Source organism: Streptomyces sp. NPDC088553 (genome assembly GCF_044752965.1).
Taxonomy (GTDB): Bacteria; Actinomycetota; Actinomycetes; order Streptomycetales; family Streptomycetaceae; genus Streptomyces.
In genome coordinates this window covers 215,059-236,302 of the sequence record NZ_JBIVMG010000006.1, presented here as the reverse complement: position 1 = coordinate 236,302, position 21,244 = coordinate 215,059, and the positions used below count along the sequence as shown (strand labels likewise).

Below are 21,244 nucleotides of genomic sequence, written 5' to 3'. Positions count from 1 at the left end.
GCCGACCGGCCACGACATAGCTCAACGGTCCACTTTCTCACCCGGGCCCGACGGGTCGCCGCTTTCGGGCCCGGTGTCCGGTGTCGGGTCACTCGGCTGCTCGGGTTCGTCCGCGTCGCGCCCGTCCGAAGCGGCCTCCGGCTCCTGCGGCGGGACCGCCGCGGGTTCCACCTCGGGATCCGCCCCGGATTCCGGCCGCGGCTCCGACTCCTCCGGGGTGGTGCCCGTCTCCTCCGCCTCGGCCTCAGCCTTCCGAGCGGCCACCCGCTTGCGCTGGCTGTACATCCGCACGCCGGCCAGGACGAGGAGGAGGACACCACCGGCGATCACGAGCATCACCGTGGCGGTGATCTCGGAGACCTTCACGGTGAACGTCATCGGCTGCCCGTAGGGAGTGCCGTCCTCGGTGTAGAGCTGGGCCGTCATCGGCACCTGGCCGTTGACGTTGGCGGAGGCGGAGAACTTCACCGACTGGCTGTGGCCGCCGCTGATCCTCACGGGCAGCTCTTTGTACCTCTCGCCGTTCAGGTTGAGCCGGTTCTTGCTGCCGGAGGTGAGCCGCAGCACGAGATGCACGTCCTGCAGCAGCTTGTTCTGGACGGTCACGGGGATCGTCGCGCTGCGGCCGGAGAGGGTGAGGTCGGACTTGTCGACCAGCTGGACCCCCTCGGTGAGGGTCTGCAGGTATTCCAGGACGTTGATCCGGTAGAGCGCGGCGGCCCGGGCCTGTCCCCGCCAGGAGGTAGACATCTCGCGGTTGATCGCGTTGGTGAACGGGGGCACGACGCGGTACTGGGCGGTCAGGATGACCTTGAAGTCGTCCAGCTCGTCGCGCGTGGTCTTCATGTCGCGGAAGGCCTGGACCGGAAGCTCCCGGTCGCGCAGCTTCTTCGGGTACCGGGAGCCGGCGGGCACCGCGGTGGAGGCGTCGGGGTCCGGCTTGGCCGCGGCGGCCGCCAGGAGGTCGCTCGGCTGGCTCCACCGCTTGGCGGAGAGCCCGCGCAGGGCGGTCGCCATGGTCTGCGCCTGCGCGGCGGTCGGCACCCGCTGCGGGGCGACGACGATGCTGCGCTGGGCCTCCGGCTGCTCCAGGGTGATGGCGAGGGACTGGGCGAGGAACTCCTGGACCGCGAGGGTCGAGTTCTCCGTCCGGACCATGTCCCCCTCGAAGGCCGTGGACAGGAGCGCGTCGCTCACCACGGCGTTGGTGCCGTTGCTGAAGGGGCGGGCCGCGGTGGGCGTGTAGGGGAGGTCGTCGCGGACGCTGTCGCTGCGTGCGATCACCTTGTCGGCACCGGCCGAGGTCGCCACCGACAGGATGGACGGGTCGACGGCCCCGTCGACGGGCCAGGCGAAGTCGGTGGCGGGCTGGACGTGGAGGATGGTCTCGACCGTCGTCCCGGCCAGGGCGGTCGCCGACTGGAGGTGCCCCAGCGAGCCGGGGACGTCCTTGCCGCGGTGGGCGAGGGAGGCGAGGTCGGGGTCGGCGAAGGGCAGGGCGACGACCTTGTGGCCCTGGACGGCCTTCTCCAGCGAGTCCAGCCACCGCTGTGCGACGGCCTGGTGCTTGCCGGGGAGGCGCAGGGTGCCGCCCTTGACGCGGTAGCCGTTCGCCATGGCGTCGACGGAGGCCAGGAGATCCGGATCGACCACCCAGGTGACCGGGAGGTCCTTGCCCAGCGAGACGAGCTCGTCGAGCCGCCCGCCCGGCTTCAGCTCGTCCGCCAGGGTGTCGTCCTCGAACACCGGGGTCTGCTGGTCGTCGGTCGCCGTCTCGGCCGACACATGGGCCGAGGAGATCAGCGGCCAGAGGTACGTCAGCTGGGTCTTCTTCTCGGTGGCCTCGGGCTGGTACGGGAGGAAGGTCCGCTCGATACCGAGCACCCGGTCGGAGCGGCGGTCCGAGGTCTGCCCGGTGAGCGAGACGCCCAGCTGGTAGACGCCGGCCTCGTCGAGGCCGAGCTCGGAGACCGGCACGGAGAGGGAGAAGCCCGCACTGAGGCCGGGGCCCAGGCGGGGGATCTTGACCGTGGGAGCGTCGTCGAGGGGGGCGGGGTCGCTGTCGCTCCGGTAACCGGTGCGCCCCGTCACCTGCTCGATCTCGCTGCGGCTCGTCATCTGCGGCCCGACGCGCAGGTTCACGGTCGCGTCGGTCACCGTCTTCTTGCTCCGGTTGGTCACCGAGCCGGTGATCGTGACCGTGTCCCCCTCGACGGGCGCGCTCGGCGCCAGCGTGTCGAGAGACACATCGACGGTCTTCGAGTCGACGGCCTTCGAGCTGGTGGCGTCCTCGGCGGCGAACACCGGGGAGGACGTGGCCGGGGCCTGGAGGAGGCCGGCGAGGAGCGGCGCCCCGAAGGCGACGGTGATCGTGCGCCGCAGCCATCGGCGGGCAGGTGAGGGACCGGTTCCCTGGATGTCTGCCGCCTCGGCCACGCGTTCGCCCGTCCTCGTCGTTGTCTCTGGTGTGAGTGGAGTAGGTGGTTCCCGGTTGCTGTGTCCAGGCATGGTAACGAGGCACGCTGGGAGCAAGTGCCGGGGACTGCTCCAGCCGATCTTCGACGGGGCCCGTCCGGTGGCTCCCTGTGCATCGCCCACGGGAAAACGAGGACGTCGGCGCGGGCCGGGGCACGTACCCTTTTCTGTTGTGCCGAACGCCAACGAAGACACCCCGACTGCACTGAGCCAGGTGCAACGCCGCGCGGTCAGTGAACTGCTGCGTGTGTCCCCTGTCGCCGACGACCTCGCCCGCCGCTTCCAGGAGGCCGGGTTCAGCCTCGCGCTGGTCGGTGGCTCGGTACGGGACGCGTTGCTCGGCCGGCTCGGCAACGACCTGGACTTCACCACCGACGCCCGCCCCGAGGACGTACTGAAGATCGTCCGTCCATGGGCCGACGCGGTGTGGGAGGTCGGCATCGCCTTCGGGACCGTCGGCTGCCAGAAGGAGGCCCGCGTCGGAGACGTCGATCAGAGCTATCAGATCGAGGTCACCACGTACCGCTCCGAGGCGTACGACCGGACCTCGCGCAAGCCCGAGGTCTCCTACGGCGACTCCATCGACGAGGACCTCGTCCGGCGTGACTTCACCGTCAACGCCATGGCCGTGGCGCTCCCGGAGAAGGAGTTCATCGACCCGTACGGCGGTCTTGAGGACCTCGCCGCCCGCGTGCTGCGTACGCCGGGTACGCCGGAGGCGTCCTTCTCCGACGACCCGCTGCGCATGATGCGGGCCGCGCGGTTCGCCGCTCAGCTGGACTTCGAGGTGGCCCCCGAGGTCGTCACGGCGATGAAGGAGATGTCCGGCCGGATCGAGATCGTCTCCGCCGAGCGGGTTCGTGACGAGCTCAACAAGCTGCTGCTCTCCTCCCACCCCAGGAAGGGCCTCGGGCTCCTCGTGGACACGGGGCTCGCCGAGCACGTGCTCCCCGAGCTGCCGGCGCTGCGTCTGGAGAGCGACGAGCACCACCGTCACAAGGACGTCTACGAGCACTCGCTGACCGTGCTCGACCAGGCCATCGACCTGGAAGAGGACGGTCCCGACCTGGTGCTGCGCCTCGCGGCCCTGCTCCACGACATCGGCAAGCCGCGCACCCGCCGCTTCGAGAAGGACGGCCGGGTCTCCTTCCACCATCACGAGGTGGTGGGCGCGAAGATGACCAAGAAGCGCATGACCGCGCTCAAGTACTCCAACGAGATGATCAAGGACGTCTCGCGGCTCGTGGAACTGCATCTCCGCTTCCACGGCTACGGGACCGGCGAGTGGACCGACTCGGCCGTGCGCCGCTACGTCCGGGACGCCGGGCCGATGCTCTCGCGTCTGCACAAGCTGACCCGCTCGGACTGCACCACCCGCAACAAGCGCAAGGCGGGCGCTCTCTCCCGTGCCTACGACGGCCTGGAGGACCGCATCGCCCAGCTCCAGGAGCAGGAGGAGCTCGACGCGATCCGTCCTGACCTCGACGGCAACCAGATCCAGGAGATCCTGGGCATCGGTCCCGGTCCCGCCATCGGGCAGGCGTACAAGTTCCTGCTGGAGCTCCGGCTGGAGAACGGGCCGATGGAGCACGACCAGGCCGTGGCCGCGCTCAAGGAGTGGTGGGCCACGCAGGGCTGAGCCTCGTCCGTGAGCCTCGATGTTTCACGTGAAACATCGGTCACGCGACAGCCGTGAGGGGTGATGTTTCACGTGAAACATCACCCCTCGGTGCGTTCCCCCCGCAAGGCCAGCGCGATCACCGCGTAGATCAGGGCCACCAGCACGACCAGGAGCGAGGAACGGCCGTCGGGCGGCAGCATCAGCGCGGCGACCCCTGCCGCGGCCACGAAGGCGACGTTGAACAGCACGTCGTACAGCGCGAAGACCCTGCCCCGGTAGGCGTCGTCCACGGACGTCTGCACCACGGTGTCCGTAGCGATCTTGGAGCCCTGGGTGGTGAGCCCGAGGACGAAGGCGGCGACGAAGAAGGGCATCGGGGCGAAGGTCAGGCCCAGCACCGGTTCGAGCACGGCTGCCGTCGCCGCGCACACCGTCATCCAGCCGAAGGGCCCGAGCCGTCCCACCGCCCACGGGGAGAGCAGGGCGGCCGCGAAGAATCCCGCGCCCGAGACGCCGACGGCGATTCCGAGGAGCCCGAGCCCTTCGGACTCCGTGGAGCCCCACTCGTAGCGGCAGAGCATGAGCACGGTGACGAGCAGGGCGCCGTAACAGAAGCGCATGAGACCCACCGCGATGAGGGCGCGCGCGGCGGGCCGTCGTTCCGAGAGGTGTCGCAGTCCCTCGCCCAGTCCTCGCGCCGTGGAGGCCAGAGCGGAGCCGAGTCGCTGGGGCGCGAGGGCCGGATCGGGGCCCAGGAGCTCCCGGGACATCTGTAGCGAGGCGAGGGCGGAGCAGAGGTAGAGGACGGCGCCGAAGGCCACCACGGCCGCGTCGGACCTGTCGGCGATCAGCTGGATGCCGAACGCGAGTCCGCCGCCCACGGTCGCGGCGAGGGTGCCGGCGGTGGGCGACAGCGAGTTCGCCACGACCAGCCGTTCGTCGTCGACGACACGCGGGAGCGAGGCCGAGAGCCCCGCGAGGACGAAGCGGTTGACGGCCGTGACAGAGAGCGCGGAGGCGTAGAAGAGCCAGTCGGGCACGGAAGCGAGGATGAGTACGGCGGTGCCGCCGGCGAGGAGGGCCCGCAGGAGGTTGCCGTACAGGAAGACCTGGCGGCGCTGCCAGCGGTCGAGGAGCACCCCCGCGAAGGGCCCGACGAGCGAGTACGGCAGCAGGAGCACCGCCATGGCGGAGGCGATCGCGGCGGGGGAGGTCTGCTTCTCGGGGGAGAACACGACGTACGTGGCCAGGGCCACCTGGTAGACGCCGTCGGCGCACTGGGAGAGCAGCCGGACGGCGAGCAGGCGGCGGAAGTTCGTCAGGCGCAGGAGTACGCGCAGATCACGTACGACGGACATGGCAGCAAGACTCACATACGAAGAGGGCCCCCGGGCAGTGCCGCGGGGACCCTCGATCGACAAGCGTGCGGCGCTTTAGCGCTCGACCTCACCCTTGATGAACTTCTCGACGTTGGCCAGGGCCTCGTCGTCGAAGTACTGCACCGGCGGGCTCTTCATGAAGTAGCTCGACGCGGAGAGGATGGGGCCGCCGATGCCGCGGTCCTTGGCGATCTTCGCGGCGCGCAGGGCGTCGATGATGACACCCGCCGAGTTCGGGGAGTCCCACACCTCGAGCTTGTACTCGAGGTTCAGCGGAACGTCGCCGAAGGCGCGGCCCTCGAGGCGCACGTACGCCCACTTGCGGTCGTCCAGCCAGGCCACGTAGTCCGAGGGACCGATGTGGACGTTCTTCTCGCCCAGCTCGCGGTCGGGGATCTGCGAGGTGACGGCCTGCGTCTTGGAGATCTTCTTGGACTCGAGGCGGTCGCGCTCGAGCATGTTCTTGAAGTCCATGTTGCCGCCGACGTTGAGCTGCATCGTGCGCTCAAGACGGACACCGCGGTCCTCGAACAGCTTCGCCATCACGCGGTGCGTGATGGTCGCGCCGACCTGCGACTTGATGTCGTCGCCGACGATCGGGACGCCCGCCTCGGTGAACTTGTCAGCCCACTCCTTGGTGCCGGCGATGAAGACCGGAAGCGCGTTGACGAAGGCGACCTTGGCGTCGATGGCGCACTGGGCGTAGAACTTCGCCGCGTCCTCGGAACCCACCGGCAGGTAGCAGATGAGAACGTCGACCTCGCGGTCCTTGAGGATCTGGACGACGTCCACCGGCTCCTCGGCGGACTCCTCGATGGTCAGGCGATAGTACTTGCCGAGACCGTCGAGGGTGTGACCGCGCTGGACCGTGACGCCCTTGTTCGGGACGTCGCAGATCTTGATGGTGTTGTTCTCGCTGGCGCCGATGGCGTCCGAGAGGTCGAGGCCGACCTTCTTCGCGTCGACGTCGAAGGCCGCGACGAAGTCGATGTCACGGACGTGGTAGTCGCCGAACTGAACGTGCATCAGGCCGGGGACCTTGGCCGCCGGGTCGGCGTCCTTGTAGTACTCGACGCCCTGAACCAGCGAGGCGGCGCAGTTGCCCACGCCGACGATGGCTACGCGAACCGAACCCATTCCGGTTGCTCCCTGTGTGATCGTGGAAGCCCTGCTGTGCGCAGGGTTTCACTTGGTGGTGTCGTCGGACGGATCCGGCCGGGTACTGCCCCCGTGCCGGGGCAGGCCGCCCGTGTCTCCAGAATCGTTGTCGTGCAGAGCGGGGGCGTCGGGGCCGGATCGCTGATCCCGCCCTGCCCGCTCGCTCTCGATGAGCTCGTTCAGCCAGCGCACTTCGCGCTCCACGGACTCCATGCCGTGGCGCTGCAGCTCAAGCGTGTAGTCGTCGAGGCGCTCGCGGGTGCGTGCCAGGGAGGCGCGCATCTTCTCCAGGCGCTCCTCCAGCCGGCTGCGGCGGCCTTCGAGGACCCGCATCCGCACCTCGCGCTCGGTCTGCCCGAAGAAGGCGAAGCGTGCGGCGAAGTGCTCGTCCTCCCAGGCGTCCGGGCCGGTGTGGGACAGGAGCTCCTCGAAGTGCTCCTTACCCGCGGCCGTCAACCGGTAGACGATCTTGGCTCGGCGTCCTGCGAGTGAAGCGGCGAGGGCTTCCTCGGGAGCGCTGCCCGGTTCCTCGATCAACCAGCCGTTGGCGACCAGCGTCTTGAGGCAGGGGTACAGCGTTCCGTAGCTGAAGGCCCGGAAGACGCCCAGCGAGGTGTTGAGGCGCTTCCGCAGCTCGTACCCGTGCATCGGAGCCTCGCGCAGCAGGCCGAGGACGGCGAACTCGAGGATGCCGGAACGTCTGCTCATTCGTCGCCTCCTCCGCCTTCGGGGCCCTTATGCCGTGCTGATGTATCGGCTCGATACATCAGCACGATAGAACGGCCCGAAGGTCCCGACAAGTGGGCCCGCCGTGACCGGCGTCACATCGTCAATTCACAGCGTTCGACTTGCCTGATTTGGGGTGAACTCCGGCCCTAGGTGGGTTTTGGCCGTGCGTAGGCTGTGCCGCATGCAGAACACCGGGAACCGAGCGCTGCCGAGGGGCGTCAGTGCTCCGGGTGACCGGCTGCGATACGGAGGGGCCTCCGATGGGGCTCCGGCCGTGCGCATTTCGGGGGGACCGGAACTCAACTGCCGCTTCCAGGCGTTCACGCCTGCCCGAGGAGTAGTCGTTCGATGAGCGAGCATCGTCGCAAAATGCCGCCGCAGCAGCCGCCGACGGGCGGTCGCGCGGCGGCACGGCGCGCTGCCCAGCAGCCGGTGGGCCGCAGGTCGGCCCCCACCCAAGACGTCGGTAGGGAGGCCCCTTCGGCCTCGTACGGACCTCCTTCCTCCCCTGGGGAGGAGCAGCGGCCCTACGGGGGCCGTGCCGAGGCCCGCAGGGCTGCCCAGCGCGGCAGCCGCCGAAAGGGGGCCGAGGCCGGCCCCGGGGGTCCCGGTGGTCCCGGGGGCGGGCGGCGAGGTGGCGGCGGTGGCGGCCGCGGCAGCGGTCCCGGCCGTGGCTCCGGCGGGCGTCCGCCGGGCAAGAAGCGCATCATCGACTACCCCCGTCACGGAAAGTACGGATGGCGTCGCTGGATGCCGTCATGGAAGCTCGTGACGGGCACGTTCCTGTTCTTCATGGCCAGCCTGATGGGCGCGGCCGCGATCGCGTACTCGCGGGTGGAGATTCCCAACGAGGCGCTGACCGCGAAGTCGCAGAACAACATCTACTACTGGGCCGACGGATCCCGGATGGTCGCGACGGGCAGCGGCGCGAACCGCCAGATCATCCCGTTCGCCAACATCCCGAAGTCCATGCAGAACGCCGTGATCTCGGCGGAGAACAAGACCTTCTGGGACGACTCCGGAATCGACCCCATGGGTATCGGCCGTGCCGTGTGGAACATGGCCAAGGGCGGCGAGACCCAGGGTGGTTCGACGATCACCCAGCAGTACGTCAAGAACAACCGTCTCGACGACCAGTCGCAGACCCTCAGCCGGAAGGTGAAGGAACTCTTCATCTCCATGAAGGTCGGCGGCGAGGTCGAGAAGGACGAAATCCTCGCCGGCTATCTGAACACCGCGTACTACGGACGTGGCGCCTACGGCGTTCAGGCGGCGGCACGTGCGTACTTCAACGTCGACGCCGAGGATCTCGACCCCAGCCAGTCGGCGCTGCTCGCCGCGGTGCTCAAGGGCGCGACGTACTACGACCCCGCCGGCCTCCCCGAGGTCGACCCCGAGGCCACGCCCGAGAAGAACACCGTGCGGGCCACCGAGCGGTGGTCCTGGATTCTCGACGAGATGCAGAAGGACGGGCACCTCCCGGCCGCGGAACGTGCGAAGTACACGACGTTCCCCAAGATCGAGAAGCCCAAGAAGAACGCCAACCTCAGCGGTCAGATCGGCTATCTGGTCAACACCGCGAAGGCGAACATCAAGGCCCAGTTCGATATCACCGAGCAGGATCTGGAGCGCGGCGGCTACGAGATCTACACCACCTTCGACAAGCAGAAGGTGGCCACTCTGGAGAAGTCGGTCACAAAGATCCTGGACGAGCACATCGACCCGAAGAAGCGCCCGAAGGAGGACACCAACGTGCAGTTCGGCGGTGCCTCCGTCGACACCGCGACCGGGAAGATCGTCGCCCTCTACGGCGGCGTGGACGCGACCAAGCACTTCCGGAGCAACGCCGACAACACCGGTGCGCAGGTCGGATCGACGTTCAAGCCCTTCGTGCTCGCCGCCGCGATGACGGACGGGGTCCGGGACAAGAAGCTGGGTGCGGAGCAGGACGCGTCCAGCCGCACGATCGTGGACCCGGACAAGAGCCGCTACTCCGGCAAGAACGGGCTGACGATCCGCAGGTACGACGGCGAGGTCTGGCACGACGACAAGGGCAAGGAGTGGCGCCAGACCAACGACGACGACGCGGACTACAAGGACATGACCCTGCGCCGGGCCATGGTCAAGTCGGCGAACTCGCCGTACGTGCAGCTCGGCATGGACGTCGGCATCGACAAGGTCCGTGATGCGGCCGTCCGGGCGGGCCTGCGCCCCGACTCGCTCGTCCCGGGTGAGTTCCCCTCCTTCTCCCTCGGTGTCTCCAGCCCGAGCGCCATCCGGATGGCCGGTGCCTACGGGACCTTCGCCAACCAGGGCAAGCAGAACGAGCCCTACTCGGTGGAGGAGGTGCGCAAGGGAGGCGCCCCCTTCAAGAAGCACAAGCAGGACGAGAAGCTCGCCTTCTCGCCCGCGGTGGCCAACAACGTCACCGACGTCCTCCGCTCCGTCGTGGAGGACGACGAGGGCACCGGTCGCAAGGCGCGTATCCCGGGCCGTGACGTGGCCGGCAAGACCGGTACGACCGACGGCAACAAGTCGGCCTGGTTCGTCGGCTACACCGCGCAGCTGTCGACCGCGATCGACATGTACCGGTTCGACGACGACGACACGAAGAAGAACCGCGAGTTCCAGGAGATGTTCGGCACGGGTGCCCAGCCCCGGATTCACGGTTCGTCGTTCCCGTCCCAGATCTGGCACGACTACATGACCCAGGCCGTGAAGAACGACGACGTCAAGGCCTTCCCGAAGCCGGAGAAGCTGGAGGGCGCCGAGCCCGTCTTCGGCGGTGGCGCGGCCAGCCCCACGCCGACTCCGACGGCCACCCCGACGCCGACCGAGAGCTCGGCCACGCCGACGACGTCCGCGCCGACCACCACGCCGCCGCCGACGACGACCGCACCGACCACGACGCGGACGCCGAAGCCGGGCAAGACGACCTGTGGTGTCTGGGGCTGGGGCTGCACGGAGGATCCGGGCGATCCCGGCGGCAACACCGGGCAGCCCACGACCGCGCCACCCACCACCGGCACACCGACCGGGACCGGCACGCCGACGGACGACGGGAACGGTCCGGGCGGGGGGAACGGCAAACCCGGCAGCGGGGTCTGGGTCCCCTGACCCTCCGGCGGGGCACTCCCCGGTTCCCCGCCGACGCGTGATCCGAGGGCCGTCGCGTCCGATCCGTACCTTTCCGTACGGGCCGGCCGCGGCGGCCCTCGCCGTTTTCCCGGAGCCGTACGGCAGGATGTCCCCCATGCCGAGCCTCCAGAAGACGAGCGCGCCGCAGGACCGGCCCGAGGGCCGCTCGCAGACGGTCATCCCCACCCACCGGGACAAGGTGGCCGCCGCGGGCAGCGAACTGATCGGCGGCCCCTACGGCCGGCGGGCGAGGACCGGCACCGGGCAGTTCTCGCCGGTGCGGGTGATCGCCCTCGTGGCCATCGGCATGTTCGCCCTCGGCATGGTGCAGAAGCTGCCCTGCTACAACTGGGCCTGGTTCCGGGGCACGACCTCCCAGTACACCCACGCCTGCTACTCGGACATCCCGCACCTCTTCACGGGGCGGGGCTTCGCCGAGGGCCTGGTGCCCTACTTCGACCGGCTGGGCGGCGACATACCGTTCCTCGAGTACCCGGTCCTGACCGGGCTCTTCATGGAGGTCGCGGCCTGGCTGACGCCGGGCGGCGGCGACACGATGCAGCGCGAGCAGTCGTACTGGTTGGCCAACGCGGGTCTGCTGATGGTCTGCGCGGCTGTCCTCGCGGTCTGTGTGACCCGGACGCACCGGCTGCGGCCCTGGGACGGACTGCTCGTCGCCCTGGCGCCCTCGATCGCGCTGACCGCGACGATCAACTGGGACATGCTGGCCGTCGCGCTCACGGCCGCCGCGATCCTGATGTGGTCGCGCGAACGGCCGCTGGCCTTCGGGATCCTGCTCGGCCTGGCCACCGCCGCCAAGTTCTACCCGATACTGCTCCTCTGCCCGCTGCTGCTGCTCTGCTGGCGGGCCGGGAAGTGGCGGGAGTACGGGACGGCGGTGCTGGCCGCCGGCGGCGCGTGGCTGGTGGTGAACCTGCCGGTGATGCTGCTCGCACCCGAGGGCTGGAAGCAGTTCTACCTCTTCAGCCGGGACCGGAACGTCGACTTCGGTTCGATCTGGCTGCTGGTCAGCCAGCGGACGGGCGACGCGATAACGCCGGGCCAGGCCAATCTGTACGCGCTGCTGCTGATGCTGGCGGCGATCGGAGGGCTCGCCTATCTGGCGTTCACGGCGCCCCGCAGGCCCCGCTTCGTCCAGCTGGCGTTCCTGATCGTCGCCGCGTTCGTCCTGACCAACAAGGTCTACTCACCGCAGTACGTGCTGTGGCTGGTGCCGCTGGCGGCGCTCGCCCGGCCGCGCTGGCGCGACTTCCTGGTCTGGCAGGCGTGCGAGGTCATGTACTTCGTGGGCGTCTGGATGTACCTGGCGTTCACGACCAGCGGCAACAAGCAGGGTCTGCCGGTGGACGGCTACCAGTTCGCGATCGTGCTGCACCTGCTCGGCACCCTGTACCTGTGCGTGATGGTCGTACGCGACATCCTCACGCCCGAGAAGGACCCGGTCCGGCAGGACGGCGCGGACGACCCCTCCGGAGGCGTCCTGGACGGCGCCGAGGACGTCTTCGTGGCGGGCAGGGCCGCCCATCCCGCCCGGCACGCGGCCCCGGCCGCGGAGGACGGGCTTCTGGTGGAATGGGGAACCCCCAGGAGCTGAGCTCCCGGGGGCGTGGGGCGACCGGCCGGCTCAGCGCTCGACGAGCCGGTCGAACTGCGTCGTGGTGTGGCGCAGATGGGCCACGAGCTCGTCGCCGACCCGGGGCTCCTGGGCGTCGGCCGGCACGAACAGGATCGACACCTGCATGTGCGGCGGCTCGGCGAACCAGCGCTGCTTCCCGGCCCAGACGAAAGGCGAAAGGTTCCGGTTGACGGTGGCGAGACCGGCCCGTGCGACGCCCTTGGCGCGCGGCATGACGCCGTGCATGGCCTTGGGGGCCTCCAGGCCCACACCGTGCGAGGTGCCGCCGGCGACGACGACCAGCCAGCCGTCCGACGCGGCCTTCTGCTGGCGGTAGCCGAACCGGTCGCCCTTGGAGACCCGGGTCACGTCGAGGACCGCGCCCCGGTACTCCGTGGCCTCGTGGTCGCCCAGCCACAGCCGGGTGCCGATGCGGGCGCGGAAGCGGGTCTGCGGGAACTGCTGCTGGAGCCGCGCCTGTTCCTGGGCCCGCAGATGGCTGACGAACATGGTGTGCAGCGGCAGCCGGGCGGCCCGCAGCCGGTCCATCCAGCCGATGACCTCCTCGACGGCGTCGGTGCCGTCCGGGCGGTCCAGCGGGAGGTGGAGCGCGAAGCCCTCCAGGCGTACGTCCTCGATGGCGGAGTGGAGCTGCTGGAGCTCCTCCTCGCGGACGCCGTGCCGCTTCATCGAGCTCATGCACTCGATGACGACCCGGGCCCCCACCAGGGCGTGGACGCCGTCCACGGACGACACGGAACGGATGACCCGGTCGGGCAGCGGAACCGGTTCCTCACCCCGGCGGAAGGGGGTGAGGACCAGCAGGTCGCCGCTGAACCAGTCCTTGATCCGCGCGGCCTCGTACGTGGTGCCCACGGCGAGCATGTCGGCGCCGAACCGGGCCGCCTCGTCCGCGAGGCGTTCGTGGCCGAAGCCGTAGCCGTTGCCCTTGCAGACCGGGATGACACCGGGGAACTGGTCGATGACGGTCTTCTGGTGCGCGCGCCAGCGAGCGGTGTCGACGTAGAGGGAGAGCGCCATGGCCGGCCCGGAACCTTTCTGATGGCAGCGGTGTGTCAAAGGTATGTACGAGACTACGGAAACGTCAGCGGCACGACACGGGTCAGCGGCGCGACATGTAGATGTCGAGCGCCTTGTGCAGCAGCTTGTTCAGCGGGAAGTCCCACTCGCCGACGTACTCGACGGCCTCGCCGCCCGTGCCCACCTTGAACTGGATGAGCCCGAAGAGGTGGTCGGTCTCGTCGAGCGAGTCGGAGATGCCCCGCAGGTCGTAGACGGTCGCGCCCATCGCGTAGGCGTCGCGCAGCATGCGCCACTGCATCGCGTTCGAGGGCCGGACCTCGCGGCCGATGTTGTCGGAGGCGCCGTAGGAGTACCAGACGTGGCCGCCGACGACGAGCATCGTCGCCGCGGAGAGGTTCACACCGTTGTGGCGGGCGAAGTAGAGCCGCATGCGGTTGGGGTCCTCGCTGTTGAGGACGGTCCACATGCGCTGGAAGTACGAGAGCGGGCGCGGCCGGAAGTGGTCACGGACGGCCGTGATCTCGTAGAGCCGCTGCCACTCGGCCAGGTCCTCGTAGCCGCCCTGGACGACCTCGACACCGGCCTTCTCGGCCTTCTTGATGTTGCGGCGCCACAGCTGGTTGAAGCCCTTGAGGACGTCGTCGAGCGAGCGGTTCGCGAGGGGGACCTGGAAGACGTAGCGGGGCTGCACGTCGCCGAAGCCGGCGCCGCCGTCCTCGGCCTGCTGCCAGCCCATCTTCCGCAGCCGGTCCGCGACTTCGAAGGCACGCGGCTCGATGTGGGTGGCCTCGACGTCCTTGAGGCGCTTGACGTCCGGGTCCTGGATGCCGGACTTGATGGCGGCCGAGTCCCAGCGCCGGATGACGACCGGCGGGCCCATCTTCACCGAGAAGGCGCCCTGCTGCTTGAGGTGCGCCAGCATCGGCGTCAGCCAGTCGTCGAGGTTGGGCGCGTGCCAGTTGATGACCGGGCCCTCGGGCAGATAGGCCAGGTAGCGCTTGATCTTCGGGAGCTGGCGGTAGAGCACCAGGCCGACGCCGACGAGCTCGCCGCTCTTGTCGAACCAGCCGAGGTTCTCCGAGCGCCACTCGGTCTTCACATCAGCCCACGCCGGGACCTGGCAGTGGCTCGCCGCGGGCTGGCTCTGGATGTACGCCAGATGCTGCTCACGGCTGATGGTCCTCAGGGTCAGGCTCATGCGGGGCGCTCCTCGGCAGGTGTGTCCCCATCGGTCAGGGGCTCCGGCTCTCGCGCCGAAGCCTACTGTGACCGAGGAGCGCCCCGAAGTGGGTGTGTGCGTCCTGACGTGGCCCTGGACTCAGCTGACGACCCCGCCGAAGAGCCCGCCGTGGGCCATGCCGAGGTAGAAGCCGAACGCCGACGCGCCGAGTCCGAGGATCAGCAGGAAGCGCTCGCGTGTCGTCACGGAGATGAACTGTCCGTAGCCGCCGGTCAGGATGCCGATGAGCCCCGTCCAGGAGCTCAGCAGGTGCAGGCTGTGGAACTGCGCGGTGATGAAGGCGATGACGCCGAGGACCAGCGTCACTCCGACCAGGGCGTCCTGGATGGGGTGCGGTTTGCCGTCGGTGGCGAAGAGGGAGTGGCCGGGGTCGGGTCGCATTGCCTGTGCCATGGGGCACCTCCTGGCGTAGCTGCCGGAAGGCGGCGCATCGTAGCGCCGCCGACATCCGTTGTGTACAGATTGCGTCCCCCCACCAGTGAATTTCAACCGCAGGGGGATGAGCGGGTACTCTGTACGGTCTGCACCGGTGTCTGCCCTGGTCCGTCTGGATCCCGGCAGTGCTCCTCGTTCGCCGAGGGGGACTGTCAGTGGTGGCGGATACCGTTGCTTACGCATCACGACCCTCCTGCCACGGAACGACCGTGGCCGCTGAGTCCAAAGGAGGTGGGTTCCACATGCGTCACTACGAAGTGATGGTCATCCTCGACCCCGATCTCGAGGAGCGCGCTGTCTCCCCGCTGATCGAGAACTTCCTTTCCGTCGTCCGTGAGGGCAACGGAAAGGTCGAGAAGGTCGACACCTGGGGCCGTCGTCGTCTCGCCTACGAGATCAAGAAGAAGCCCGAGGGCATCTACTCGGTCATCGACCTGCAGGCCGAGCCTGCGGTCGTCAAGGAGCTCGACCGACAGCTCAACCTGAACGAGTCGGTCCTCCGGACCAAGGTCCTCCGTCCCGAGACCCACTGAGCGACTAGCTCAGTGGTCTTCGGATCCGAGTAGCAGCAAAGCAGCCAGAAGCAATCCCGCCGAGAGGTTCCCCCATGGCAGGCGAGACCGTCATCACGGTCGTCGGCAATCTTGTCGACGACCCCGAGCTGCGCTTCACCCCGTCCGGTGCGGCGGTCGCGAAGTTCCGTATCGCGTCCACCCCCCGCACCTTCGACCGTCAGACCAATGAGTGGAAGGACGGCGAAAGCCTCTTCCTCACCTGCTCGGTCTGGCGTCAGGCGGCGGAGAACGTCGCCGAGTCGCTTCAGCGAGGCATGCGCGTCGTCGTGCAGGGCCGACTGAAGCAGCGGTCCTACGAGGACCGTGAGGGCGTCAAGCGCACGGTCTACGAGCTGGATGTCGAGGAAGTCGGCCCCAGCCTCAAGAACGCCACGGCCAAGGTCACCAAGACCACCGGTCGAGGCGGCCAGGGTGGTTACGGCGGGGGCGGCGGCGGCCAGCAGGCCGGCGGCGGTGGCAGCTGGGGTGGAAACTCCGGCGGTGGCCAGCAGGGTGGTGGCGGTGCTCCCGCCGACGACCCGTGGGCGACCGGCGGTCCCTCCTCCTCCGGCGGCGGCCAGCAGCAGGGCGGCGGAGGCGGCTGGGGCGGAAACTCCAGCGGCGGCGGCTACTCGGACGAGCCCCCCTTCTAGGGCACGCCCTCGAAGCAGCTCGTACCCCCATTCTTGATCACACAGGAGAAACACCATGGCGAAGCCGCCTGTGCGCAAGCCTAAGAAGAAGGTCTGCGCGTTCTGCAAGGACAAGACCCAGTACGTGGACTACAAGGACACGAACATGCTGCGGAAGTTCATTTCCGACCGCGGCAAGATCCGTGCCCGCCGCGTGACCGGCAACTGCACGCAGCACCAGCGTGACGTCGCCACGGCCGTCAAGAACAGCCGTGAGATGGCGCTGCTGCCCTACACGTCCACCGCGCGATAAGGAAAGGGTGACCGAATAATGAAGATCATCCTGACCCACGAGGTCTCCGGCCTCGGCACCGCCGGCGACGTCGTCGACGTCAAGGACGGCTACGCCCGCAACTACCTGGTCCCGCGTGGCTTCGCCATCCGCTGGACCAAGGGTGGCGAGCAGGACGTGGCGCAGATCCGCCGCGCCCGCAAGATCCACGAGATCGCGACCATCGAGCAGGCCAACGAGATCAAGGCCAAGCTCGAGGGCACGAAGGTGCGCCTGGCCGTTCGCTCCGGCGACGCCGGCCGTCTCTTCGGCTCCGTGACCCCGGCCGACATCGCCTCGGCGATCAAGGCCGCGGGTGGCCCCGACGTCGACAAGCGTCGCGTCGAGCTCGGTTCGCCGATCAAGACCCTGGGCTCGCACCAGGTGTCCGTGCGTCTGCACGCCGACGTTGCCGCGAAGCTCGGCGTCGAGATCGTCGCCGCGTAACGCTGCCGCCGGCGCTCTGCGCTGAGCAGTGAGGAAGGGCCGCACCCCTCGGGGTGCGGCCCTTCCGCTGTGTTTCACGTGAAACGCCCTGTTCCACGTGAAACATTCAGCGAGTGGCGCCGGTGACGATCCAGCGGCCCGAGCGGGAGCGGAACCAGAGCGTGGCCATCCGGACGGACATCATCAGCGTCATCGCCCACCAGAGCGCCGTCAGGCCGCCGCCGAGGACCGGGACCAGCAGGGCCACCGGGGCGAAGACGGCGAGCGTCAGCAGCATGGCCCAGGCCAGGTAGGGACCGTCCCCCGCGCCCATCAGGACGCCGTCGAGGACGAAGACGACCCCGGAGATCGGCTGCGAGAGCGCGACCACGAGCAGGGCCGGGAGCAGGGTGTCCTGGACGGCTGTGTCACCGGTGAAGAGCGGAATGAACAGGGGGCGGGCGACGATGAGCAGCGTGCCGAGCACCACTCCGGAGACCACGCCCCACTGGACCATGCGGCGGCAGACCTGTCGGGCGCCCTCGGCGTCGTTCGCGCCGAGATAGCGGCCGATGATGGCCTGGCCCGCGATCGCGATGGCGTCGAGGGCGAAGGCCATCAGGCTCCACAGGGACAGGATGATCTGGTGGGCCGCGACCTCCGCGTCCCCCATCCGAGCCGCGACGGCCGTGGCGATCATGAGGACCGCGCGGAGTGAGAGCGTACGGACGAGGAGCGGTACTCCGGCCTGGGCGGAGGCGCGTATGCCGGCCGCGTCGGGGCGGAGGGAGGCTCCGTGGCGGCGGGCGCCCCGTACGACCACGACGAGGTAGGCGACGGCCATGCCGCACTGGGCATTCACGGTGCCCCAGGCAGAGCCGGCGATCCCCAGACCGGCGCCGTAGACAAGGCCGACGTTGAGCGCACCGTTGGCCGCGAAGCCTCCGATGGCCACGTAGAGCGGTGTACGGGTGTCCTGAAGGCCGCGCAGGACGCCGGTGGCGGCCAGGACCACCAGCATGGCGGGGATGCCGAGGCTGGAGATCCTGAGGTACGTGACGGCGTAGGGTGCGGCGGTGTCGGAGGCGCCGAAGAGGCTGATGAGCCAGGGCGCCGCAGGCAGGGTCAGCGCGACGACGGCGGCCCCGAGGAGGAGGGCGAGCCAGATGCCGTCCATGCCCTGCCGGATCGCGGCCTGGAGGTCCCCGGCGCCGACGCGGCGGGAGACCGCGGCCGTGGTGGCGTAGGCGAGGAAGACGAAGACGCTGACGGCGGTGGACAGCAGCGCGGCGGCGATCGCGAGACCCGCGAGTTGGGGGGTGCCGAGATGGCCGACGATGGCGCTGTCGACCATGAGGAAGAGCGGCTCGGCGACAAGAGCGCCGAAGGCCGGCAGGGCGAGGGAGACGATCTCGCGGTCGTGCTGTCGGCGGACGGCCTTGGGCGTCGCGGGGGCCTGGGTCATGGGGTCAATCTAATCTTCCACAGGTAAGAGATGCAATGCATCTGTGATCCTTACTTGTCGGGGGCAAGGCGCTTCGGGTGTGGGTCGTTTGTTCTGATCTTGGTCCAGGGAGAAAAGTTTTTCTCCCCCACAGCCCGTGGATGGGGAAAGTGCAGGTCAGAACCGTGGGGCTAGGGGGTCTATGAGTTTGTCCACATGGCTGTCCCCCGGTCCGTGCACAGGTTCCGGCGAGTTCTCCACAGGCTGAGGCCCTTCACCCACAGGGCCTGTGGATAACCAGATTGGCTGACGCCTCTCACGGGCCTACCGTGGTCCGGCGCCCGACGCGCCAGAAGCGGTCGCAAAGCCACTCGTTGATCAAGCCCGTGGCGTAAGAAAGAGTGGCATGGCGAGGTCCGCGGAGCGGACGGGAGGAGGTGCTTGGTGAGCATTCCCGAGCCCCTGGACGACCCTTGGGCCGACAGCGGACCGAGCGACCGACTGCCCACCCGTACCCGAGGCGAGGGGCGCGGTCGCGGCCGCGGACGGGACGACCAGCACGAGCGGGGCGGTGAAGGCGGTCCCTGGGACGGAGGGCTCTCCGGCTTCGAGCGGGTTCCCCCGCAGGACCTCGACGCCGAGCAGTCCGTCCTCGGCGGCATGCTGCTCTCCAAGGACGCCATCGCGGACGTCGTGGAGATCATCAAGGGCAACGACTTCTACAAGCCCGCCCACGAGACCGTCTACGCCGCGATCCTCGACCTCTACGCCAAGGGTGAGCCGGCCGACCCGATCACGGTCGGTGCCGAGCTCACGAAGCGCGGCGAGATCACCCGCGTCGGCGGTGCCTCCTACCTGCACACCCTGGTCCAGTCGGTACCGACGGCGGCCAATGCCTCGTACTACGCGGAGATCGTCCACGAGCGGGCCGTCCTGCGCCGCCTCGTCGAGGCCGGTACCAAGATCACGCAGATGGGCTACGCGGCCGACGGAGACGTCGACGAGATCGTGAACTCGGCCCAGGCCGAGATCTACGCGGTCACCGAGCAGCGGACCACCGAGGACTATCTGCCGCTCGGCGACATCATGGAGGGGGCGCTCGACGAGATCGAGGCGATCGGCTCCCGCAGCGGTGAGATGACCGGTGTGCCCACCGGCTTCACCGACCTGGACTCGCTCACCAACGGTCTGCACCCCGGTCAGATGATCATCATCGCGGCGCGTCCCGCCATGGGTAAGTCGACCCTCGCCCTGGACTTCGCGCGTGCGGCGTCCATCAAGCACAACCTGCCCAGCGTCATCTTCTCCCTCGAAATGGGCCGCAACGAGATCGCGATGCGTCTGCTCTCGGCGGAGGCCCGGGTCGCGCTGCATCACATGCGCTCCGGCACGATGACCGACGAGGACTGGACCCGGCTCGCCCGCCGGATGCCGGACGTCTCCCAGGCCCCGCTCTACATCGACGACTCCCCGAACCTGTCGATGATGGAGATCCGGGCGAAGTGCCGCCGGCTCAAGCAGCGCAACGGGCTCAAGCTCGTCATCATCGACTATCTGCAGCTGATGCAGTCCGGTGGTTCGAAGCGGCAGGAGAGCCGTCAGCAAGAGGTCTCCGACATGTCGCGAAACCTGAAGCTCCTCGCCAAGGAGCTGGAGCTGCCGGTGATCGCGCTCTCCCAGCTGAACCGTGGCCCCGAGCAGCGCACCGACAAGAAGCCGATGGTCTCCGACCTGCGTGAGTCCGGCTCGATCGAGCAGGACGCGGACATGGTCATCCTGCTGCACCGCGAGGACGCGTACGAGAAGGAGTCACCGCGAGCGGGCGAGGCCGACATCATCGTCGGCAAGCACCGTAACGGCCCGACGGCCACGATCACCGTGGCCTTCCAGGGCCACTACTCCCGCTTCGTGGACATGGCTCAGACCTGATCCCGCCCTGTGTAGGGTCTCAGATTTCGCGTCACAGTCTCACGCTCCGCACTCGGCTGGATGTGTTCGCGTTCGATCCGTTCACACTCAGGCTGCCGCCGGATGGGCATCTCGATCCAGCCTGCCCGGCTGCGAACGGGCCGGGACAAAGGGCCGGTTGAGCGCTATTTCCGCACCCGATTCGGGAAAAGCGTCATCGCGGCCGCCCAGAAGATCCCGACTGAAGGTGGGCGCAAGGCCACGAGATGATCGATTCATGACTGAGATAGTTCTGATGTCCGACCCGAAGGTCGCAGCCGTGCCTGTCCACGAGTGCGGTGAACGGCTCGTAGACGTGCGACGAGAACGCTCCTTGCTGGTCGACGAGCGGAAGTGGCAAGACTCCGCCGGTGCCTTCGCCCACCTGCGGGAAGGAGTGCTCGACCGGCTCCTCGAAGCACAGTCGCAGCTGCCTCAAGGAATGCGGCTGCTGTTCGTCGAGGGATACCGTCCGCCCTCCCTTCAACGTCGCTACTTCGACGAATACGCAGCCCAACTGCGCGCGGAACACCCGGAATGGACTGTTGAACAGGTCCGCTCGGCAGCCAGCCGCTACGTGTCTCCGCCCGAGATTGCACCGCACAGCGCCGGGGCAGCTGTCGACCTGACGCTCGCTGGTGACGACGGGCGCGAGCTTGAGATGGGCACTCGGATGAACGCGACTCCGGAGGAGAGCGCGGGGGCTTGTTACACGCAGGCCGGGAGCATCAGCGACGAGGCTCGCTCTCATCGGGACATCCTGGGCACTGCGCTCACCGCTGCAGGCCTGGTCAACTACCCCACAGAGTGGTGGCACTGGTCATACGGAGACCGCTACTGGGCCTTGCAAACAGGAGCGGAAGTCGCCCACTACGGGCCCAGGGAACTCGACTGACCGCAGATCTGGCGAAGGTTTCGAATCGCAAGAATTCGCTCTGGTTGCAGGCCGGAGACCTCGGCCTGCAACCGAGGAAACGACACGTGCCCTGAGACAGACTCGCCATGACATGACGTGAGACAGCTTGAAGAGCCGCAGGTCAGGGCGATGCGCTATG

Annotated in this window: 17 protein-coding genes; 9 read left to right on the top strand and 8 right to left on the bottom strand. The window is 68.6% G+C overall.

Annotation, left to right across the window (positions count from 1 at the left end):
- Positions 1-21: 21 nt before the first annotated feature.
- A complete protein-coding gene (locus ACIP8Z_RS21655) occupies positions 22-2,436 on the bottom strand; it encodes a DUF6049 family protein (protein ID WP_402085718.1) in 2,415 nt (804 codons plus the stop codon).
- Between the two features lie 211 nt (positions 2,437-2,647).
- Here ACIP8Z_RS21655 and ACIP8Z_RS21650 point away from each other — a divergent pair, with 211 nt between their 5' ends.
- Positions 2,648-4,114 carry a CCA tRNA nucleotidyltransferase gene (locus ACIP8Z_RS21650; RefSeq protein ID WP_402085715.1) on the top strand — a complete coding sequence of 489 codons (1,467 nt, stop codon included), beginning with the start codon at positions 2,648-2,650 and terminating at the stop codon, positions 4,112-4,114.
- A gap of 80 nt (positions 4,115-4,194) precedes the next feature.
- On the opposite strand, the gene ACIP8Z_RS21645 is transcribed toward ACIP8Z_RS21650, so the two are convergent.
- From ACIP8Z_RS21645 to ACIP8Z_RS21635, 3 genes are all read right to left on the bottom strand, one after another.
- On the bottom strand, positions 4,195-5,454 hold the full coding sequence (locus tag ACIP8Z_RS21645; RefSeq protein ID WP_402085712.1) for an MFS transporter: 1,260 nt from the start codon (positions 5,452-5,454) through the stop codon (positions 4,195-4,197).
- A gap of 75 nt (positions 5,455-5,529) precedes the next feature.
- Positions 5,530-6,612, bottom strand: a complete 1,083-nt coding sequence (locus tag ACIP8Z_RS21640) for an inositol-3-phosphate synthase (RefSeq protein ID WP_030317948.1) — start codon at positions 6,610-6,612, stop codon at positions 5,530-5,532.
- Between the two features lie 48 nt (positions 6,613-6,660).
- Complete coding sequence (locus ACIP8Z_RS21635) at positions 6,661-7,341, bottom strand: helix-turn-helix transcriptional regulator (RefSeq protein WP_319315313.1); 681 nt, start codon at positions 7,339-7,341, stop codon at positions 6,661-6,663.
- A 369-nt stretch (positions 7,342-7,710) separates the two neighbouring features.
- On the opposite strand from ACIP8Z_RS21635, the gene ACIP8Z_RS21630 reads away from it, so the two are divergent.
- A complete protein-coding gene (locus ACIP8Z_RS21630; RefSeq protein ID WP_402085709.1) occupies positions 7,711-10,479 on the top strand; it encodes a transglycosylase domain-containing protein in 2,769 nt (922 codons plus the stop codon).
- A gap of 136 nt (positions 10,480-10,615) precedes the next feature.
- Entirely contained in the window at positions 10,616-12,115 is a 1,500-nt protein-coding gene (locus tag ACIP8Z_RS21625; protein WP_402085707.1) for a glycosyltransferase family 87 protein, read from the top strand.
- 30 nt (positions 12,116-12,145) lie between these two features.
- Here ACIP8Z_RS21625 and ACIP8Z_RS21620 read toward each other — a convergent pair whose 3' ends face one another.
- From ACIP8Z_RS21620 to ACIP8Z_RS21610, 3 genes are all read right to left on the bottom strand, one after another.
- Complete coding sequence (locus tag ACIP8Z_RS21620) at positions 12,146-13,177, bottom strand: alanine racemase (RefSeq protein WP_055599081.1); 1,032 nt, start codon at positions 13,175-13,177, stop codon at positions 12,146-12,148.
- An 82-nt stretch (positions 13,178-13,259) separates the two neighbouring features.
- Positions 13,260-14,378: a peptidoglycan bridge formation glycyltransferase FemA/FemB family protein gene (locus tag ACIP8Z_RS21615; RefSeq protein ID WP_209495874.1), complete on the bottom strand. Its 1,119-nt coding sequence runs from the start codon at positions 14,376-14,378 to the stop codon at positions 13,260-13,262.
- 120 nt (positions 14,379-14,498) lie between these two features.
- On the bottom strand, positions 14,499-14,813 hold the full coding sequence (locus ACIP8Z_RS21610; RefSeq protein ID WP_055599083.1) for a hypothetical protein: 315 nt from the start codon (positions 14,811-14,813) through the stop codon (positions 14,499-14,501).
- 284 nt (positions 14,814-15,097) lie between these two features.
- On the opposite strand from ACIP8Z_RS21610, the gene rpsF reads away from it, so the two are divergent.
- From rpsF to rplI, 4 genes are all read left to right on the top strand, one after another.
- Entirely contained in the window at positions 15,098-15,388 is a 291-nt protein-coding gene (rpsF, locus tag ACIP8Z_RS21605) for a 30S ribosomal protein S6 (RefSeq protein ID WP_015034882.1), read from the top strand.
- 74 nt (positions 15,389-15,462) lie between these two features.
- Positions 15,463-16,062, top strand: a complete 600-nt coding sequence (locus ACIP8Z_RS21600) for a single-stranded DNA-binding protein (RefSeq protein WP_209495876.1) — start codon at positions 15,463-15,465, stop codon at positions 16,060-16,062.
- Positions 16,063-16,117: 55 nt separating this feature from the next.
- Entirely contained in the window at positions 16,118-16,354 is a 237-nt protein-coding gene (gene rpsR, locus ACIP8Z_RS21595; protein ID WP_003967857.1) for a 30S ribosomal protein S18, read from the top strand.
- A gap of 18 nt (positions 16,355-16,372) precedes the next feature.
- Positions 16,373-16,819, top strand: a complete 447-nt coding sequence (gene rplI / locus ACIP8Z_RS21590) for a 50S ribosomal protein L9 (RefSeq protein WP_030317964.1) — start codon at positions 16,373-16,375, stop codon at positions 16,817-16,819.
- 106 nt (positions 16,820-16,925) lie between these two features.
- On the opposite strand, the gene ACIP8Z_RS21585 is transcribed toward rplI, so the two are convergent.
- A complete protein-coding gene (locus ACIP8Z_RS21585) occupies positions 16,926-18,263 on the bottom strand; it encodes an MATE family efflux transporter (protein ID WP_402085703.1) in 1,338 nt (445 codons plus the stop codon).
- A gap of 423 nt (positions 18,264-18,686) precedes the next feature.
- Between ACIP8Z_RS21585 and dnaB the strand changes: the two genes are divergently transcribed.
- Complete coding sequence (dnaB, locus tag ACIP8Z_RS21580) at positions 18,687-20,171, top strand: replicative DNA helicase (RefSeq protein ID WP_078944679.1); 1,485 nt, start codon at positions 18,687-18,689, stop codon at positions 20,169-20,171.
- A gap of 256 nt (positions 20,172-20,427) precedes the next feature.
- Positions 20,428-21,084: a M15 family metallopeptidase gene (locus tag ACIP8Z_RS21575; protein ID WP_402085700.1), complete on the top strand. Its 657-nt coding sequence runs from the start codon at positions 20,428-20,430 to the stop codon at positions 21,082-21,084.
- Positions 21,085-21,244: the final 160 nt, after the last annotated feature.

Bases quoted from the DNA above. Each gene is read 5' to 3' on its own strand.
- ACIP8Z_RS21645 (WP_402085712.1), bottom strand. From the start codon at position 5,454: ATGTCCGTCGTACGTGATCTGCGCGTACTCCTGCGCCTGACGAACTTC.
- ACIP8Z_RS21630 (WP_402085709.1), top strand. From the start codon at position 7,711: ATGAGCGAGCATCGTCGCAAAATGCCGCCGCAGCAGCCGCCGACGGGC.
- ACIP8Z_RS21610 (WP_055599083.1), bottom strand. From the start codon at position 14,813: ATGGCACAGGCAATGCGACCCGACCCCGGCCACTCCCTCTTCGCCACC.
- rplI (WP_030317964.1), top strand. From the start codon at position 16,373: ATGAAGATCATCCTGACCCACGAGGTCTCCGGCCTCGGCACCGCCGGC.
- rpsR (WP_003967857.1), top strand. From the start codon at position 16,118: ATGGCGAAGCCGCCTGTGCGCAAGCCTAAGAAGAAGGTCTGCGCGTTC.
- ACIP8Z_RS21600 (WP_209495876.1), top strand. From the start codon at position 15,463: ATGGCAGGCGAGACCGTCATCACGGTCGTCGGCAATCTTGTCGACGAC.
- ACIP8Z_RS21620 (WP_055599081.1), bottom strand. From the start codon at position 13,177: ATGGCGCTCTCCCTCTACGTCGACACCGCTCGCTGGCGCGCGCACCAG.
- ACIP8Z_RS21585 (WP_402085703.1), bottom strand. From the start codon at position 18,263: ATGACCCAGGCCCCCGCGACGCCCAAGGCCGTCCGCCGACAGCACGAC.
- ACIP8Z_RS21615 (WP_209495874.1), bottom strand. From the start codon at position 14,378: ATGAGCCTGACCCTGAGGACCATCAGCCGTGAGCAGCATCTGGCGTAC.
- ACIP8Z_RS21640 (WP_030317948.1), bottom strand. From the start codon at position 6,612: ATGGGTTCGGTTCGCGTAGCCATCGTCGGCGTGGGCAACTGCGCCGCC.
- ACIP8Z_RS21575 (WP_402085700.1), top strand. From the start codon at position 20,428: ATGACTGAGATAGTTCTGATGTCCGACCCGAAGGTCGCAGCCGTGCCT.
- rpsF (WP_015034882.1), top strand. From the start codon at position 15,098: ATGCGTCACTACGAAGTGATGGTCATCCTCGACCCCGATCTCGAGGAG.
- ACIP8Z_RS21625 (WP_402085707.1), top strand. From the start codon at position 10,616: ATGCCGAGCCTCCAGAAGACGAGCGCGCCGCAGGACCGGCCCGAGGGC.
- ACIP8Z_RS21635 (WP_319315313.1), bottom strand. From the start codon at position 7,341: ATGAGCAGACGTTCCGGCATCCTCGAGTTCGCCGTCCTCGGCCTGCTG.